The sequence below is a fragment of the Streptomyces odontomachi genome (genome assembly GCF_024435355.1).
GTDB lineage: Bacteria > Actinomycetota > Actinomycetes > Streptomycetales > Streptomycetaceae > Streptomyces > Streptomyces odontomachi.
The window spans coordinates 856,983-874,403 of record NZ_JAMJWG010000001.1 but is presented as its reverse complement, the minus strand read 5'-3'; the positions used below and the strand labels follow the sequence as shown (position 1 = coordinate 874,403).

Sequence of the window (17,421 nt, the reverse complement as noted above, 5' to 3'; positions counted from 1 at the left end):
TCACGGTCGCCCTCACGCCTCCCCCGGTGCCCCTCGGCACCCTCGGGCGAGGCGTTCCGTGCGGTCCGCCTCACTCCGTGTGGTCCGACTCGCTTCCCACGCCGACGGCGCTGATCCCCTCCCACTCGGTCAGCTCGGCGGCCAGCTGGTACGCGGGGGCGGTGCCCTCCAGGTGCAGCACCACGTCGACGGGCCGGCCGCCGGTCTCTTCACGGCCCTCGACCTGGATGTCGACGACCCGGAACCCGCGGCCGGTGCACAGCTCGAGCGTCCGCCCCAGCAGTCCCCTGCGCGGCAGATAGCTCAGCCGCAGCTCGACCAGGCCGGGAGCGGCCTGGGAGGGCAGCCAGGCGAACATCCAGGGAAAGCCCCGCACGATCAGGAAGTGCACCACGGTGGCGGCGATCGCGAGCAGGCCGAGCCCACCGCCGCACGTCATGCCGATGGCGCAGGTGAGCCAGACGGTGGCCGCCGTGGTCAGCCCGCGTACCGCGTCCCGTCTGACGAAGATCAGTCCGCCGCCGATGAAGCCGATCCCGGACACGATCTGGGCGGCCACCCGGGACGGGTCGAGGGCGACTCCGTCCACGCCGAGCAGGGCGCCGAAGCCGTGTACGGAGACTTCCATGAACAGTGCGCTGCCGACGCCGACCAGGGTGTGGGTGCGCAGCCCGGCGCTCTTCTGCCGGGCCTCGCGTTCCAGGCCGATCAGTGACGACAGCAACAGCGCCAGGGCCAACTCGGCGAACTGGCGCAGCCCCTGGTCCGACGACAGGCCGAACAGCGGGGCGGCGCCGGGGACCGGCGCCGCGAGCAGGTGGGTATCGAAGACGGACATGACCCCGATTGTCCCGGCCGCGGCGCGTCACCTCCGCACCACCCCTACGGGGCACGGCGGTGCGGGGCACCCGCATGCGGCGGTGGGCCCGGCGGCGGACGGCCGGGCCCACCGGCTGCCGTCGGTCACCGGGCCCCTCGCCTGCCGTCAGTCCAGGACCACTTCCGGCTTGTACAGGTCCATCCACAGCGCGAGGTTGAGGGCGACCTCCAGGCCGCGCCGGGTGGCCATCCTCGTCTGCGCCGCCTCGCGGTGCGCGGCGCGCTTGACCCGGTCCGCGTCGACGATGTCGAAGACCGGATGGGACGGCCGGGACAGCAGTTCCTTGGCCTGTTCCTGGAGGGCGACGGCGTACTTGGGGTCCTGGGTGGACGGATAGGGGCTCTTGACGCGGTCGTAGACCGAACGCGGCAGCAGATCGGCCGAGGCCTCGCGCAGCAGGCTCTTCTCCCGTCCGTCGAAGGACTTCAGGGACCAGGGCGTGTTGTAGACGTACTCCACGAGCCGGTGGTCGCAGAACGGCACGCGCACCTCGAGGCCGACGGCCATGCTCATGCGGTCCTTGCGGTCCAGCAGCACCCGCACGAACCGGGTCAGGTGCTGGTGGCAGATCATGCGCATGCGGTACTCGAAGTCGCTCTCCCCGTCCAGCCGTTGTATGCCGGCGACGGCGGTGCGGTAGCTGTCGGCGGTGTAGGCCGTCAGATCGAGTGACGCGGACAGCTCCGGGCGCACGACGTCGGAGTCCTCGCCGAAGTGCTTCTCGTAGCCCACCAGCCACGGGAAGGTGTCGGCCTTGCGGGCGTCCTCGTTGAAGAACTGGAGGTAGCCGCCGAAGACCTCGTCCGCCGACTCGCCCGACAGGGCCACCGTCGAGTGCCCGCGTATGGCCTTGAAGAGCAGGTAGAGCGAGGCGTCCATGTCACCGAGGCCGGTCGGCATGTCCCGGGCGCCGATCACCTTGGCGCGCACCTCGGGATCGGCGAGCGCGCCGGAGTCCAGCATGATGTCCTGGTGCTCGGTGGCCGACTCGCGGGCCACGTCGTGCACGAAGGGCGCGTCGGGGGTCTGGCGCAGCTCGTCGGCGATGAAGTTCTCCGTCTGACCGACGAAGTCGACGGCGAAGCTGCGGACCTTCTCGCCCTGCTCGCCGAGCATCCGGGCGGCCAGCGCGGTCATCACCGAGGAGTCGAGACCGCCGGAGAGCAGGGTGCAGCGGGGCACGTCCGAGACGAGCTGCCGGCGCACGATGTCCTCCAGCAGGGACCGCACGGTGGCGATCGTGGTGTCCTTGTCGTCCGGGTGTTCACGGGTGGTGAGCTCCCAGTAGACGTGCCGGCGCAGTCCGCTGCGGTCCACGGTGACCAGCGTGCCGGGCTCCACCTCGTGCATGCCGTCCCAGACCGCGTGCCCCGGCGTCTTGACGAACGTGAACAGCTCGCGCATGCCGTCCGTGGTGACCCGGCGGCGCGCCAGCGGGTTGGCCAGGATGGCCTTGGGCTCCGAGCCGAACAGCACGCCGTCGGGGGTCTCGTAGTAGTAGAACGGCTTGATCCCCATCCGGTCGCGCACCATCACCAGCTTGTCGCTGCGGCCGTCCCAGATCGCGAAGGCGTACATGCCGTTGAGCCGCTCGGCGAACGCCTCACCCCATTCCTGGTAGCCGCGCAGCACGACCTCGGTGTCCGAGTCGGTGGTGAACGCATGGCCACGGCCGGTGAGTTCGCGGCGCAGCTCGGTGAAGTTGTACGTCTCCCCGGAGTACACGAGCGCGAGCGGTCCCTCGGGCGTCTCGATGCTCATGGGCTGACGTCCGCCGGGCAGGTCGATGATCGCGAGCCGGCGGTGTCCGAGCGCGGCGGGACCGTCGATCCACGTGCCCCGATCGTCGGGGCCCCGGCAGGCCATGGTCTCCGTCATTGCATCCAATGTGCCGGCGGCGGCCTTCAGGTCGCGATCGAAGGAGACCCAGCCGGTGATGCCACACATCCCGTTTCCTCCCGGTTGCGATGTCCGCGGGCGCCGGCACCGCGCAGTCCTGTGGCCGCACGGCGTCCACGGAGTCGGTTGTATCTAGCATCTAATGTTTCGAGCGTGAGTCACACCGGTTACCAAGGTCAAACGGCGAACGGGCCCTGGCAGATGGCCAGCGGTGCGATTCGGCCTTGCGGGAGCCGAGGGACGGATGTGCTCTGCGCGGTTCGCCGCAATCGTGGGCATGTAGGTGGGCCGACCGGACACCGGACGTCACGATCAAGCCATCGGCAAAGCTTTGGCCAAGCACCATCGGCGGTGCCGGATCGCCCCGCCCCGGTCACCGGGTCGTGCCGCGCCGACCTGAAGGTGCACGATGGGGGCATGCTGCTGGCCCGGCTCGCGCAGGTCTCCCGGGAGGTCGCCGCCACCTCGGCGCGGTCCCGGAAGATCGCCCTGCTGGCCGGGTTGTTCCGGGACGCCGAACCCGACGACGCGCCGATCGTCATCCCGTACCTCGCCGGACGCCTGCCGCAGGGCCGCCTGGGGATCGGCTGGAGCGTGCTGCGCCACCCGGTGCCGCCCGCACCGGAGCCCGGCCTCACGGTGCGCGAGGTGGACGCCGCGCTGACCGGTCTCGCCGCCGTCTCCGGCACCGGCTCGCAGACCAGGCGGCGTGAGCTGGTCGGGGCCCTGCTGGGCGCCGCCACCGCCGACGAGCAGCGGTTCCTGGTCGGCCTGCTCACCGGCGAGGTGCGCCAGGGCGCCCTGGACGCGCTCGCCGTCGAAGGCCTCGCCCAGGCAACGGAGGCACCCGCGCCGGACGTGCGGCGCGCCGTCATGCTGGCCGGCTCGCTCCGGGCCGTCGCCCAGGCACTGCTGGCGCACGGCCCCGAGGCGCTCACGGACTTCCGGCTCACGGTGGGCCGCCCGGTGCAGCCGATGCTCGCGCAGAGCGCGACCTCGGTCGGCGATGCCCTCGACCGGCTGGGCCCCTGCGCCGTCGAGGAGAAGCTCGACGGCATCCGCATCCAGGTGCACCGTCACCAGGACGAGGTGCACGTCTACACCCGCACCCTGGACGACATCACCGGCCGGCTGCCCGAGGTCACCGAGCTGGCGCTGGCCTGCGAAGCGGACAGCTTCATCCTCGACGGCGAGGTGCTGGCCCTGGACCCGGACGGCCGGCCACGGGCGTTCCAGGAGATCGCCGGGCGGGTCGGCTCCCGCGTCGACGTGGCGACGGCGGCCGCCGCCGTCCCGGTGGCGCCGGTCTTCTTCGACGCGCTGCTGGTCGACGGGCGCGACCTGCTCGCCCTGCCGCTGTCCGAGCGGCACGCCGAACTCGCCCGGCTGATCCCCGCACCGCAACGGGTACGGCGCACCGTCGTGCCCGGCCGGGCCGACGAGGCGGCGCGCCGCGCCGCGGACGACTTCCTCGCCCAGACGCTGGCGCGCGGCCACGAGGGTGTGGTGATCAAGGCGCTCGACGCGCCCTACAACGCCGGGCGACGCGGTGCCTCCTGGCTGAAGGTCAAGCCGGTGCACACCCTCGACCTGGTGGTGCTGGCCGCCGAATGGGGACACGGCCGGCGCACCGGCACGCTGTCCAACCTGCATCTGGGCGCCCGCCGGCCGGACGGCTCGTTCGCCATGCTGGGCAAGACCTTCAAGGGGCTGACGGACCGGATGCTGGCCTGGCAGACGGAGCGACTGCGTGCCCTCGCGACCGACGATGACGGCCATGTCGTGACGGTGCGCCCGGAACTCGTCGTCGAGATCGCCTACGACGGCCTCCAGCGCTCGACCCGCTACCCGGCCGGCGTCACCCTGCGGTTCGCTCGGGTGGTGCGCTACCGGGAGGACAAGGCTCCCGAGCAGGCGGACACGGTGGAGACGGTGCTGGCTGCCCACGCGGGACGGTGACCCCCGGGCCGGTGCCGTCCGGGCGGATGGGAGGAGAGGACGTGAAGCGCAGCGCGGGGCTCCTGCTGTTCCGGCCGGCCGCCGAGGGCGGCGTGGAGGTGCTGCTCGGTCACATGGGCGGCCCGTTCTGGGCGCGCCGGGACGCGGGGGCCTGGACCCTGCCGAAGGGCGAGTACGAGCCTGACGAGGCGGCCTTCGACGCGGCACGCCGCGAGTTCACCGAGGAACTGGGCGTGCCGCCGCCCCAGGGTGCGGCGGTGCCGCTCGGCGAGGTCCGGCAGTCCGGCGGCAAGGTCGTCACCGCGTGGGCGGTGGCCGGGGACCTCGATCCGGACACCGTGGTCACCGGCACGTTCACCATGGAATGGCCACGGGGCTCGGGCCGCACGGCCACGTTCCCCGAACTCGACCGGGTGGCGTGGTTGGATCTGGACGAGGCAGGCAGGTTGATCATCCCGGCCCAGCGCGTCTTCCTCGACCGGTTGGCGGAGCGGGCGCCGGACCTGCCGACCTGACCCAGGGCAGCACTCCCGCCGCTTGGTCCACCGCCCGACGACCCCGGGCACGCATGGCCGAGGGTGCGAGGGGTACCCGACCGGCCTTACCGCAGGCCGAAGAATCCCGCAGGAGGTCGTCCCCATGCCCATCGCGACGGTGAACCCGGCCACCGGCGAGACGTTGAAGACGTACGAGGCCCTGGGCCCCGAGGAGATCGAGCAGCGGCTCGCGTCCGCCGACACCGCCTTCGCCGCGTACCGCAACACCACCTTCGGCGACCGGGCCATCCTGCTCGGCCGCGCCGCCGAGCTGCTGGAGGAGGACGCGCAGGACGTCGCACGCACCATGACCACCGAGATGGGCAAACCGATCACCCAGGCACGCGCCGAGGTCGCCAAGTGCGTGAAGGCCATGCGGTGGTACGCGGGGCGCGCCGAGTCCCTGCTCGCCGACGAGCACCCGGCGAGCACGGACGTCGAGGACTCCGGGGCACGCGAGGTCCGGGTCGTCTACCGGCCGCTCGGCGTGGTCCTGGCCGTGATGCCGTGGAACTTCCCGCTCTGGCAGGTGGTGCGGTTCGCCGCGCCCGCGCTGATGGCGGGCAACGTAGGACTGCTCAAGCATGCGTCGAACGTGCCGCAGACGGCGTTGTACCTGGAGGACCTCTTCCGTCGCGCGAGCTTCCCCGAGGGCTGCTTCCAGACGCTGCTCATCGGTTCCGGCGCGGTCGAGGGCGTGCTGCGCGACCCCCGGGTGGCCGCGGCGACGCTCACCGGCAGCGAGCCGGCCGGCCGGTCGGTGGCGGCGACCGCGGGCGACGAGATCAAGAAGACCGTGCTGGAGCTGGGCGGCAGCGATCCGTTCGTCGTGATGCCGTCCGCCGACGTCGAGCGTGCCGCGCAGGTCGCGGTGACGGCCCGGGTGCAGAACAACGGCCAGTCCTGCATCGCAGCGAAGCGGTTCATCGTGCACGAGGACGTCTACGACGCCTTCACCCGGCACTTCACCGACGGCATGCGGGCCCTGCGGGTGGGCGACCCGATGGACGAGAACACCGAGGTCGGACCGCTCTCCAGCGAGCAGGGCCGGGCCGATCTGGAAGCGCTCGTCGACGACGCCCGGCAGCAGGGTGCGACCGTGCTGTGCGGTGCCCGGCGGCCCGAGGGGCGCGCGGAGCACGGCTGGTACTACGCCCCGACCGTGCTCGCGGACGTCACGCCCGACATGCGCATCCACCGCGAGGAGGCGTTCGGCCCGGTCGCCGCGCTGTACCGGGCGCCGGACCTGGACGAGGCGGTGCGCATCGCCAACGACTCCCGGTTCGGGCTCAGCTCGAACGTGTGGACCCGCGACGAGACCGACGTGGCCCGCTTCGTCCGCGATCTCCAGGCGGGCGGGGTCTACGTGAACGGCATGACGGCATCCCACCCCGCTTTCCCGTTCGGCGGAGTGAAGCGCTCGGGGTACGGCCGGGAGCTGTCGGGTCACGGCATCCGCGAGTTCTGCAACGCCACCACGGTCTGGCAGGCGGCCTGAGGTCGGCGGGGCCGCCTGAGCTCTGCCGCGCGCGACCGTCGGCCACGCCCGCCGCCACGCCCGGCGCGCCGCGTGACCCGTCCGCCCGGCGCGCCGGGCGCCGCGCGCGCTGCTGCGCGGCCTGAGCGTCGGCAGCGGTTACGATCCACAGGGTCGTCGTCCTCCGGGAGGGTCCAGTGGGTCGTGAAGTGACACCGCCCCTGATCATCGACCACCACGGTCAGCTGCACGTCGCCGCAGCCGACGTCAGCAAGCTGCTCCGCGCGATCGGCGGGCACTGGCTGCACCTGGTGCACTCCGGCCGGGACGACCTCGACGAGGACACGGTGGCGGCGCTGGCCATCGAGCTGGCCAAGCTGGCCGACCGCATCGACGTCGCCTGCATCGCGCACAGCAGTACCACCCGCGGCTGAGTCCGCGGGCCGGCCCGCGGGCCACTGCGCATCCCGCCCGCCCGCTGCACCTCACCCGTACGGCGCCGGCCCGCCGGGCGCCCCGGTCCGCGGGCGCCGCCCTCGTGCCATCGGGCGTTTTCCGGTCTCCCGGTTCCCGGTGTGGAGTAGTCCGGCGCGATATCCCCGCCGGTACGGGAGATCGTGGGGAGGTCACCCACCCCGGGGGGCGAGAGAGGGCTCAAGGCTTATGGCGACTCTGTGCAAGCCCACCGTCTCCGTACCGGAACACATCATCACCATGGAGGAGACGCTCGACCTGGCGCGCACCCTGCACGCCGACCACCCTCAACTACCGCTCGCGCTACGGCTGATCGGAAACACCGGGGTGCTCACCCGGCACATCGTCCAGCCCATCGGGGAGACGCTGGAGCACCCCGGTTTCGAGCAGCGGAACAAACTCTACGTGGCGGAGGCCAAGGCGCGGGTCCCCGCGGTGGTGCGCGACGCACTGGAGAACGCCCAACTGACGCCCGCCGAAGTCGACGTGATCATCTACGTGTCGTGCACCGGCTTCATGATGCCGTCGCTGACCGCATGGCTGATCAACAACATGGGCTTCCCCAGCGACACCCGGCAGATACCGATCGCCCAGCTGGGCTGCGCTGCCGGCGGCGCGGCCATCAACCGCGCGCACGACTTCTGCACCGCCTACCCGGAGTCGAACGCGCTCATCGTGGCCTGCGAGTTCTGCTCGCTGTGCTACCAGCCGATGGACCTCGGGATCGGCTCGCTGCTGTCCAACGGCCTGTTCGGGGACGGCGTCGCTGCGGCCGTGGTGCGCGGACGGGGCGGTGAGGGGGTCGAGCTCCAGCGCAACGGCTCGTACCTGATCCCGAAGACGGAGGACTGGATCGCCTACGACGTCCGGGCCACCGGATTCCACTTCCTGCTGGACAAGCGGGTGCCCGCCACCATGGAGCCGCTCGCTCCGGCGCTCAAACAGCTCGCGGGGGACCACGGCTGGGACGCCTGCGACCTGGACTTCTACATCGTGCATGCGGGTGGCCCACGGATCCTCGACGACCTCAGCAAGTTCCTCCGGGTGCCGCCGGAGGCGTTCCGGTTCAGTCGGGCGACGCTGACCGAGTACGGGAACATCGCCAGCGCCGTCGTGCTGGACGCACTGCGTCGGCTCTTCGAGGAGGGCGGCGCCGAGCACCAGGCCAAGGGGCTGCTTGCCGGGTTCGGCCCCGGCATCACGGCCGAGATGGCGCTCGGATGCTGGACCTGCGAGGGCGAGGACCGGGTACCGATCGCGGTGGAGGCCGCCGTATGACCGATGACACCACGAGGGGCGGCACCGCCGTGGGCGCGCAGCCGTCCGTGACCGATGCACCCAGGCGGCCGTCCACGCCGCCCGGGGCGTCCGGTGTGTCCGGGGCGTCCGGGGCAGCAGTCCAGGCCCCAGGGGCGCCCGGGACCGCCCCGGCTTCCGAGCCGGACGCCCAGCCACCCGTGCGGTTCTGGCCGGCCCTCGATCTCACGTCCGCCGATTTCGACCCGGTGCTCAGCGAGCTGATGCGTGAGGGCCCCGTGACCCGGATCCGGCTGCCCAACGGCGAAGGCTGGGCCTGGCTCGTGACGCGCCACGACGACGTCCGGATGGTGACGAACGACGCGCGGTTCAGCCGTGCGGCCGTCGTCGGGCGGCAAGTCACCCGTCTCGCGCCGCACTTCATCCCGGTGCCGGGCGCCGTCGGCTTCGCCGATCCGCCGGACCACACCCGCCTGCGGCGCACGGTGACCCCCGCGTTCTCGGCGCGTGGTGTGGCGGCCCTGCGCCGGCGTGCGCAGGGCATGTTGGACGAGTTGGTCGACGGCATGCTGGCCGACGGTGCGCCCGCCGACCTCACCGAACGGGTCCTCGGACCCTTCCCCATCGCCGTGGTCTGCGAGCTGATGGGGGTGCCGGCACAGGACCGACGGCAGATGCACACCTGGACGCAGCTGATCCTGTCGTCGTCGCACGGCGTGCAGGCCAGCGAGCAGGCCAAGGACGACATGGCCGGGTACTTCGCGCGGCTGGTGCACGAGCGGCACGGCAGCACCGGGCAGGACATCGCCTCGCTCCTGGGCGCGGCGGTCGGCCGGGGCGAGTTGACCGAGGAGGAGGCGGTCGGGCTCGCCGTGCTGATCCAGATCGGCGGCGAGGCGGTCACCAACAACAGCGGCCAGATGTTCTACCTGCTGCTGACCCGCGCGGAGTTGCTGGCCCGGCTGCGCGCCGAGCCCGAGCTGCGCCCGTCGGCCGTCGACGAGCTGCTGCGCTGGATCCCGCACCGCTCCGCCGTCGGCCTGTCCCGGATCGCGCTCGAGGACATGGTGATCAAAGGGGTGCGCATCCGGGCCGGCGAGCCGGTCTACGTCTCGTACCTGGCCGCGAACCGCGATCCGGACGTCTTTCCCGACCCGGACCGGATCGACTTCGAGCGCAGCCCCAATCCGCACGTGGCGTTCGGACACGGCCCGCACTACTGCCCCGGCGGCATCCTCGCCCGTCTGGAGACCGAGTTGCTGGTCGACACCCTGCTCGACCGGCTGCCCGGACTGCGACTCGCGGTGCCCGGCGACGAGGTCCCCTGGCGTCGCGGGGCCCTCATCCGTGGCCCCGAGGCACTACCGGTCGCCTGGTGACCGGCGCACCGGCCGGCACGACGCCCGCACCCGCACCCGCCGCACGCCCCGTGACCATCCACGCGACCGTTCTCCAGGGAGTTCCATGACCACGCTCACCCCGTCCGAAGGCCTGCTGGTGCCACCGGGGCAGGGCCGCACCGTCCGCACGGCCGCCCAGCAGGTGACGTTCAAAGTGACCGGCGCCCACTCGCGCAGCGCGTCGAGCTTCGAGGTGGTGGTGCCGCCCGGCTTCGACGTGGGCGCCCATGTGCACACCCGTAGCGAGGAATTGTTCTACGTGCTCGACGGCGAGCTGGACGTGCTCGCCTTCGAGCCCCGGGTGCGCACCCCCGAAGGCTGGCGGCACTGGCAGTCGTCGTCCGGCAACCGTGTCGTACGGGCCACACCGGGCACCGTCATCGTGGTGCCGCCCGGCTGCCCGCACGCGTTCGCCAATCCGACCGACACCCCGGCGAAGATGTTCTTCCAGGCCTCGCCGCCGCCCGACCACGAGCGGTACTTCGACGAGCTGCTGGACATCCTCGCCACGGCAGGCCCACCCGACCACGCGGCCATCGCGGAACTGCGGCGCCGCTACGACATCGAGCAACTGACACCGCTACGGCACGGGCCGGCCGCGCCGACGGTCCCGCCGGCCGAGGAACTCGCCGGGTGATCGGCGTCCAGCCGTCTTCCGGTGGCTCGTTGCGGCCGTCGAGTGGGCGTACCGGCCCGTGGTGACAGGTCTTGACGCGCGTGCCGGCTCCGTCGACTCTGCCTACGACATATCCCAGTGATCGAAGCGGAGGCCGCTCATGCGCAAGGTAAGCCGTCTCATTGCCGTCGCCCTGCTCGCCGGCGTCAGCGTGGTCGGAGTGGCCGGTACGGCCGGCGCGATCAACTGCGGCCCGTGTTACGGGTGCTGCGTCGCGCAGAAGTAGCCGCGAGAACCGTGCGGCCGCAACACCCGCGACGGCCGATTCGCGTGAGGCGGGCCTCACCCTCGTCTGACGCCGTCCGACGTCGTGGGAGCCCACGAGAGAGCGCCCTTGGAAAGGGTCGAGGGCGCTCTCTCGTGATGGCGTGCCCCGCGCGTTCTCACGGGCACGCAACGTCGGCGGATCGGAGCGCCCGACCGTCCGATCCTGCCGGCCGTCTCACGATGCGTGCTCCACCGTCCCGGCCCCGAGACCGCTCTGCCGCAGGGACCTCAGCATGGCGGGCAGGTCCCAGTGCTCCGCGCCGGTTTCGTCCACCAGGCCCTCCAGCGCTCGTGGGGTCAGCCGGTACGCTTCGGCGGCCGCCAGGAGTTCGTCGGTGACGGCACGGTCGAAACCCGCCAGCTCGTTCCTGGCTCCGTTCCAGTCGGCGAAGAGGGACATGCCGCAGTCGAGGCCGTCGTCCCCGAGGCCGGTCGGGTACGACGCACGCGCCCAAGCGCCCTTCTCCCACCAGTAGACGCACCCCAGCTCATACCCGTCGAGCAGATCACGCAGCGTCTCGAAGGGGAGCCAGTCGGGGACTCCGGACAGCATGTCGATGGGCGGCTTGTGCCATTTGACGTCACTCGACTCGTCCTCGCCGTAGAGCACGAACCTCCCGTCGCCCTGGTGGGCCAGCGTCCACCACGTGCAGCCGCAGTCGTCCCGCCGCAGCTCCTGCTCCCCCGCCCAGAAACCCGTGCGGTGGATCCCCTGCCCCTCGTCCTCGGTGGTCGCCGTCAGCACGGCGACAAGCCCCCAGCGCGCCCAGAGCACGCGCGGCTCGGGCAGGTCCTCGGGCAGCCCCGGCCGGTGAAAGATCCCCATGCGTGCACAGCGTAGGTGGAGAAGCTCCCGCCCGGAGCGAAAGCCTGCGCCCGGGTCGCGTCGGGCGGCGGTCACGCCGTTCTTGTGCGCTCTTGGAGCTCCGCCAGGAGCGACGGGTTGACGAGGGAGACGATCCGCGCGACGTCCTCGGAGGTTGCTGCGCCCCACAGCGCATCTCGCGCCGTCCGGTACTTGGCGGCCAGCCGTGCCCGCTCCTCCTCGGGCAGCTGGGCCACCCGGTCGGGGTGGCTGTTGTGCGCGTTGTCGGCGATCTTGACGAGGGTGGCGTCCCGGCTGCTCGTGATCCGCCTGATCTTCTCCTCGTACGGCACGCCGGGCTGGTTCGTCACGTGCTCGACGATGCCGACCACGCGCTCCGGGACGCCCGCCGCCCGCAGCTCAGCGCCGGTCCAGCGGGTGTCCTCGATGACGTCGTGCAGCAGCCCGGCCATCACCAACTCCTCGCCGAACGGCATGAGTCCGGCGGCGACCGCGCGGACGTGCTCGATGTACGGCACGCCGATCTTGTCGACCTGTCCCGCGTGGGCGTCGAACGCGAACGCGTCGACTTCTTCCACTGTCTCCATGACGCTCTGCCCTGTAGGGGATGTCCATCGTTGCCAACCATCAGGTTATTGGTTCGCAGGGCGTCGAAAGCGCGAAGAGAGAGCGCCCTCGACCGTTCGGGAGGGCGCTCTCTCGTGGTGGTGCCCGCTACGCGTTCTCCGGGCCCGGGGCGTCAGCGGATCGGGACGCCCGACAGGGTGCGGGCGATCACCAGGCGCTGGATCTCGCTGGTGCCCTCGAAGATCGTGTAGATCGCGCTGTCGCGGTGCATCCGCTCGACCGGGTACTCGCGGGTGAAGCCGTTGCCGCCGAGGATCTGGATCGCCTGGGCGGTGACCTCCTTGGCGGTCTCGCTGGCGAACAGCTTCGACATGGACCCCTCGGCGGACGTGAACTGCTTGCGGTTCGCCGCCATCCAGGAGGCCCGCCACACCAGCAGCCGGGCCGCGTCGACGCGGGTGCGCATGTCGGCGAGTTGGAAGGCGATGCCCTGGTTGTCGATGATCGGGCGGCCGAACTGCTCACGGGTCTTGGCGTAGTCGAGGGCCACCTCGTAGGCGGCGCGTGCGGTTCCGACCGCCATGGCGCCGACCGCGGGGCGGGACGCCTCGAACGTGGCCATCGCGGCGTTCTTCAGGCGCTCGCCGCCCTTGGCCCGCTCACGGGCGCGTGCCAGCCGCTCGTCCAGCTTCTCCTTGCCGCCGAGCAGGCAGTCGCCGGGCACCCGGACGTCCTCCAGCACGACCTCGGCGGTGTGCGAGGCGCGTATGCCGTGCTTCTTGAACTTCTGGCCCTGGGACAGGCCGGGGGTGCCCGGCGGGATGACGAACGAGGCGTGGCCCTTGGAGCCGAGCTCGGAGTCGACGACGGCGACCACGACGTGGACGTTGGCTATACCGCCGTTGGTGGCCCAGGTCTTGGTGCCGTTCAGCACCCATTCGTCCTTGGCCTCGTCGTAGACGGCACGGGTGCGCATGGAGGCCACGTCGCTGCCGGCGTCCGGTTCGGAGGAGCAGAAGGCGGCGACCTTGACGTCGTTCACGTCGCCGTACATCTGCGGGATCCAGGTACCGATCTGCTCCTCGGTGCCGTTGGCGAGGACGCCGACGGCCGCCAGGCCGGTGCCCACGATGGACAGGCCGATGCCGGCGTCACCCCAGAAGAGTTCCTCGATGGCCATGGGAAGGCCGATGCCACTGGGGTCGAAGTACTGCTGGGCGTAGAAGTCGAGGGAGTAGATGCCGACCTTGGCGGCCTCCTGGATCACCGGCCACGGCGTCTCCTCGCGCTCATCCCACTCGGCGGCTGCGGGGCGGATGACCTGGGCGGCGAAGCCGTGCAGCCACTCCTGAACTTCCTTCTGCTCGTCGTTGAGTTCCATCGTGAACTCCGCCATGACCCCTCCAGGGACGTCTTCCCCATGCATTACTTGCGGTAACAGAGTCTGTTACTGGCCGGTAGCCGATGTCAACTCTGTCGTCGGCCCGCTCCGGCAGCGCGTTCGAGGCCCGCACCATGACAAGTGTTAGTTTGCGCAGGCGGCACCGAATCAGCACGGGTGGGGAGAGCCATGGACACCGACACCACACAGCGGACCGAGCAACAGCGGTCCCCGGAGCAGCGGCGGCGTGAACTGCTGGAGGCCGCCGACCGTGTGGTGCTCCGCGACGGTCCCGGCGCCTCCATGAACGCCATCGCCGCCGAGGCGGGCATCACCAAACCCATCCTGTACCGGCACTTCGGCGACAAGGGCGGACTCTACGCGGCGCTCGCCCAGCGGCACACCGACGCCCTGCTGGATTCGCTGCGCGCCGCCCTGGACGCCCCCGCCGCGCGCCGCGAGCGGGTCGAGGCGACGCTCGACACCTATCTCGCGGCGATCGAAGCACGCCCGCAGGTGTACCGGTTCCTGATGCATCCGGCGGAGCCCGGCCCGCAGGCCGAGGGCGGGTTCGACGTCGGTCGGCACTCCGCTCCCCTGCTGCGCCGGCTCGGCGAGGAGATGGCGAAGGTCATCGAGGCCCGCCTCGACCTGGGTCCGGACGGACAGCGGCTGGCCCGCGTCTGGGGGCACGGCATCGTCGGCATGATGCACGCCGCGGGCGACTGGTGGCTCGGCGAGCGGCCGTGCTCCCGCGCCGACCTGGTGCGCAGCCTGGCCGATCTGCTGTGGGGGCGGCTGTCCGAGGCGTCGGACGCGGCGGACGGGCCGCGCTTCTGACCGTCCCCGCAGCACGTCCGGCCGCGCTGCCGGGCGGATCGGATCACCCTGTACGGCCCGTGGCGCGCCACCGCGCCGGATCCGGCCCCGGTGCGGCGCGCCTCACGTGCTCCAGGGCGCCTTGGCCGCCGCGCGCAGCACCCGGCGGCGCCGCCAGCCGGTGATGCGGTCCGGGTAGAGGCCGCCGCCCAGGTGGTCGCACTCGTGTTGCAGGCAGCGCGCGAAGAAGCCCGTGCCGCACACCCGTACCGGCTCGCCCCGGACGGTGACGCCCGCCACCACGGCACGGTCGAAGCGCGGCGTGCGGGCCTCGAGGCCGGGCAGCGACAGGCAGCCCTCGGGACCGTGCAGCACCTCGCCGTCCGCGTCGACCAGCCGGGGGTTCACCACATGTCCCAGGTGCCGCCGCTCCTCGTCGTCCGGGCAGTCGTAGACGAAGACCCGCAGGTCGTGACCGATCTGGTTGGCGGCGAGACCCACCCCCCGAGCGGCGTACATGGTCGCGTACATGTCCTCGACCAGCCGGGCGAGGTCCGGGCCGAACTCGGTGACCTCGGCACACGGCGCGTGCAGCACGGGGTCGCCGAGCAGTCTCATGGGTCGTACGCGCCCCTGGGCGCCTGGTATCGAACGGCGTCGCACGGCGCCAAGCGTAAGGGTCGGACCGGGGTGGTTCGGACGGGATGGTTCCGCCGGGACGCCCCCGCCCTTCGATCCGAAAAGACACGCTCGGCGTTGGACGGAACACCCTCGGCAGCGGGCACACCCCGATCCGTAACATCGTCGATGTTCAGGCAGCTGAGCGGATCTCGATAGGCTGAGGGCTGCGCGGCGCCCTCAACCCAGGTGCCCGGGGCACGCGCGCGCCGTATCCAAGGAGGATCCTCAACGATGGCAGGCAACTCGGACCCGCTGTCGCCGCGGGCCAAGCTGGCCGTGACGGCGGGCAGGGCCGCTGCGGCGGTCTCCCGTGCCGCGGGGCGCGGCAGCGGTTCGGTGATCGGTGGCCGGGTGGCGCTCAAGCTCGACCCCGAGCTGCTCGGCCGTCTCGCCCAGCATCTGGACGTGATCCTGGTCTCCGCCACCAACGGCAAGACGACCACCACCCGGCTGATCGCCGAGGCGCTACGGGCCGCCGGCCCCGTCGTGTCGAATGCGCTCGGCGCGAACATGCCGGCCGGCATCACCTCCGCCCTGGCCGGCGGCTCGGACGCCCGGTTCGGCGTGATCGAGGTCGACGAGAAGTACCTGGCCGGGGTCGCCCGTGAGGTGGAGCCCAAGGCCATCGCGCTGCTGAACCTCTCGCGCGACCAGCTGGACCGCGCCGCGGAGACCCGGATGCTCGCCGAGCACTGGCGCGAGGGCCTGGCCGGTTCGAAGGCCGTCATCATCGCCAACGCCGACGACCCGCTCGTGGTGTGGGCCGCCTCCTCGTCGCCCAACGTGGTGTGGGTGGCCGCCGGCCAGATGTGGAAGGACGACGCCTGGTCCTGCCCGTCCTGCGGTGGCGTGATGCAGCGGCCGGGCGACGACTGGTTCTGCGCCGAGTGCGGCTTCCGCCGGCCGGTGCCCACCTGGGTGCTCGCCGGCGACCACGTCCTCGACCCGAACGGCTCCGCCTGGCCGATCCACCTCCAGCTGCCGGGCCGCGCCAACAAGGCGAACGCCGCCACCTCGGCCGCCGTCGCCGCCGCCTTCGGGGTGCCGCCGCAGGTCGCCCTGGAGCGGATGTACCAGGTGCAGGCCGTCGCCGGACGCTACGACATCGTCCAGTTCATGGGCCGTGACCTGCGGCTGCTGCTGGCGAAGAACCCGGCGGGCTGGCTGGAGACCTTCTCGCTGATCGACCGCCCGCCGGCCCCAGTGATCCTTTCCGTGAACGCCCGGGGCGCCGACGGCACCGACACCTCCTGGCTGTGGGACGTCGACTACACCCGGCTCACCGGTCACCCGATCGCCGTGGTCGGCGACCGCCGGCTCGACCTCGCGGTGCGCCTGGAGGTCGCCGACCAGACGTTCCAGGTCTTCGACACCCTCGACGAGGCGGTGCGTGCCGCCCCACCGGGCCGCATCGAGACCATCGCGAACTACACCGCGTTCCAGGACCTACGCCGCCGCGTCGGCAACTGATTCGCCGCCCGCCGCCGATCCGCCGAGAAGGACGAGTAAGGACGACTTCGAGCATGAGTGAGAGCAGCCTGCGTGTGGTGTGGGTCTACCCGGACCTGCTGAGCACCTACGGCGACCAGGGCAACGCGCTCGTCGTGGAGCGCCGGGCCAGGCAGCGCCGGCTCGCCGTGACCCGGATCGACGTGCGCAGTGACCAGCAGATCCCGACCTCGGGCGACATCTACCTGATCGGCGGCGGCGAGGACCGCCCGCAGCGGCTCGCCGCCGAGCGGCTGCGCCGCGACGGCGGGCTGCCCCGGGCGGTCGACAACGGCGCCATCGTCTTCTCGGTCTGCGCCGGCTACCAGATCCTCGGCCACGAGTTCATCAACGACCTCGGCGAGCGGGAGCCCGGCCTCGGCCTGCTCGACGTGATCTCCACCCGCGGCGAGGGCCAGCGCTGCGTCGGCGACGTGCTGGCCGACATCGACCCGCAGCTGCGCCTGCCGCAGCTCACCGGGTTCGAGAACCACCAGGGCATCACCCACCTGGGCCCCCGGGCGAAGGCGTTCGCCCGGGTACAGCTCGGACGCGGCAACGGCACCGGCGACGGCACCGAGGGCGCGTTCAACGACACCGTCTTCGGCACCTACATGCACGGCCCCGTGCTGGCCCGCAACCCGCAGATCGCGGACCTGCTGCTGAAGCTGGCGCTCGACGTCAACGCGCTGCCGCCGGTCGACGACCGCTGGTACGAGGCGCTGCGCGCCGAACGCATCTCCGCCGCCCAGCAGCAGCCTGCCTGAGGCCGCCCGGGGATCGGGCCGTCCCGCCTTGAGTGATCGCTCCGGGCGCACCACCGGAGCCGGAGGT

Annotated in this window: 17 protein-coding genes; 11 read left to right on the top strand and 6 right to left on the bottom strand. The window is 71.8% G+C overall.

What is annotated here, in order from left to right; translation table 11 throughout:
* Positions 1 to 70: 70 nt before the first annotated feature.
* On the bottom strand, positions 71 to 838 hold the full coding sequence (locus NQO67_RS03675) for an MgtC/SapB family protein (RefSeq protein ID WP_255946245.1): 768 nt from the start codon (positions 836 to 838) through the stop codon (positions 71 to 73).
* A gap of 147 nt (positions 839 to 985) precedes the next feature.
* The gene (asnB, locus tag NQO67_RS03670) at positions 986 to 2,827 is read right to left on the bottom strand and encodes an asparagine synthase (glutamine-hydrolyzing) (RefSeq protein ID WP_255946244.1); all 1,842 of its coding nucleotides are present in this window, start codon (positions 2,825 to 2,827) and stop codon (positions 986 to 988) included.
* 369 nt (positions 2,828 to 3,196) lie between these two features.
* On the opposite strand from asnB, the gene NQO67_RS03665 reads away from it, so the two are divergent.
* The 8 genes from NQO67_RS03665 (at position 3,197) to NQO67_RS03630 (ending at position 10,784) form a co-directional block, all read left to right on the top strand.
* Positions 3,197 to 4,738 carry an ATP-dependent DNA ligase gene (locus tag NQO67_RS03665; RefSeq protein WP_255946243.1) on the top strand — a complete coding sequence of 514 codons (1,542 nt, stop codon included), beginning with the start codon at positions 3,197 to 3,199 and terminating at the stop codon, positions 4,736 to 4,738.
* Between the two features lie 41 nt (positions 4,739 to 4,779).
* Positions 4,780 to 5,253 carry an NUDIX hydrolase gene (locus tag NQO67_RS03660; protein ID WP_255946242.1) on the top strand — a complete coding sequence of 158 codons (474 nt, stop codon included), beginning with the start codon at positions 4,780 to 4,782 and terminating at the stop codon, positions 5,251 to 5,253.
* Positions 5,254 to 5,377: 124 nt separating this feature from the next.
* Positions 5,378 to 6,772: an NADP-dependent succinic semialdehyde dehydrogenase gene (locus NQO67_RS03655; protein WP_255946241.1), complete on the top strand. Its 1,395-nt coding sequence runs from the start codon at positions 5,378 to 5,380 to the stop codon at positions 6,770 to 6,772.
* A gap of 176 nt (positions 6,773 to 6,948) precedes the next feature.
* Entirely contained in the window at positions 6,949 to 7,185 is a 237-nt protein-coding gene (locus NQO67_RS03650; protein ID WP_255946240.1) for a DUF6213 family protein, read from the top strand.
* 229 nt (positions 7,186 to 7,414) lie between these two features.
* Entirely contained in the window at positions 7,415 to 8,503 is a 1,089-nt protein-coding gene (locus NQO67_RS03645; RefSeq protein WP_255946238.1) for a type III polyketide synthase, read from the top strand.
* Positions 8,500 to 9,861, top strand: a complete 1,362-nt coding sequence (locus tag NQO67_RS03640) for a cytochrome P450 (RefSeq protein ID WP_255946236.1) — start codon at positions 8,500 to 8,502, stop codon at positions 9,859 to 9,861. The genes NQO67_RS03645 and NQO67_RS03640 overlap by 4 nt, the downstream gene beginning before the upstream one ends.
* Positions 9,862 to 9,946: 85 nt before the next feature.
* The gene (locus tag NQO67_RS03635; RefSeq protein WP_255946231.1) at positions 9,947 to 10,519 is read left to right on the top strand and encodes a cupin domain-containing protein; all 573 of its coding nucleotides are present in this window, start codon (positions 9,947 to 9,949) and stop codon (positions 10,517 to 10,519) included.
* Positions 10,520 to 10,658: 139 nt separating this feature from the next.
* The gene (locus tag NQO67_RS03630) at positions 10,659 to 10,784 is read left to right on the top strand and encodes a hypothetical protein (RefSeq protein WP_255946229.1); all 126 of its coding nucleotides are present in this window, start codon (positions 10,659 to 10,661) and stop codon (positions 10,782 to 10,784) included.
* Between the two features lie 216 nt (positions 10,785 to 11,000).
* Here the strand turns inward: NQO67_RS03630 and NQO67_RS03625 are convergent, their stop codons facing one another.
* The 3 genes from NQO67_RS03625 to NQO67_RS03615 all read right to left on the bottom strand — a co-directional run bounded on the left by NQO67_RS03625 (position 11,001) and on the right by NQO67_RS03615 (position 13,614).
* Positions 11,001 to 11,651, bottom strand: coding sequence for a hypothetical protein (locus NQO67_RS03625; protein WP_255946227.1), 651 nt, complete (start codon positions 11,649 to 11,651; stop codon positions 11,001 to 11,003).
* Positions 11,652 to 11,722: 71 nt separating this feature from the next.
* Positions 11,723 to 12,238 (bottom strand): HD domain-containing protein, encoded by a 516-nt coding sequence (locus NQO67_RS03620; RefSeq protein ID WP_255946226.1) that lies wholly within the window; start codon positions 12,236 to 12,238, stop codon positions 11,723 to 11,725.
* A 152-nt stretch (positions 12,239 to 12,390) separates the two neighbouring features.
* Positions 12,391 to 13,614, bottom strand: a complete 1,224-nt coding sequence (locus NQO67_RS03615; protein WP_255946225.1) for an acyl-CoA dehydrogenase family protein — start codon at positions 13,612 to 13,614, stop codon at positions 12,391 to 12,393.
* A 174-nt stretch (positions 13,615 to 13,788) separates the two neighbouring features.
* On the opposite strand from NQO67_RS03615, the gene NQO67_RS03610 reads away from it, so the two are divergent.
* Positions 13,789 to 14,439 (top strand): TetR/AcrR family transcriptional regulator, encoded by a 651-nt coding sequence (locus tag NQO67_RS03610; protein ID WP_255946224.1) that lies wholly within the window; start codon positions 13,789 to 13,791, stop codon positions 14,437 to 14,439.
* 102 nt (positions 14,440 to 14,541) lie between these two features.
* Here the strand turns inward: NQO67_RS03610 and def are convergent, their stop codons facing one another.
* Positions 14,542 to 15,081 carry a peptide deformylase gene (gene def, locus NQO67_RS03605; RefSeq protein WP_255946223.1) on the bottom strand — a complete coding sequence of 180 codons (540 nt, stop codon included), beginning with the start codon at positions 15,079 to 15,081 and terminating at the stop codon, positions 14,542 to 14,544.
* A gap of 249 nt (positions 15,082 to 15,330) precedes the next feature.
* On the opposite strand from def, the gene NQO67_RS03600 reads away from it, so the two are divergent.
* Together NQO67_RS03600 and NQO67_RS03595 are read left to right on the top strand one after the other, a co-directional pair.
* The gene (locus NQO67_RS03600; protein WP_255946222.1) at positions 15,331 to 16,569 is read left to right on the top strand and encodes a MurT ligase domain-containing protein; all 1,239 of its coding nucleotides are present in this window, start codon (positions 15,331 to 15,333) and stop codon (positions 16,567 to 16,569) included.
* Between the two features lie 53 nt (positions 16,570 to 16,622).
* Positions 16,623 to 17,354, top strand: coding sequence for a type 1 glutamine amidotransferase (locus NQO67_RS03595; RefSeq protein ID WP_255946221.1), 732 nt, complete (start codon positions 16,623 to 16,625; stop codon positions 17,352 to 17,354).
* Positions 17,355 to 17,421: the final 67 nt, after the last annotated feature.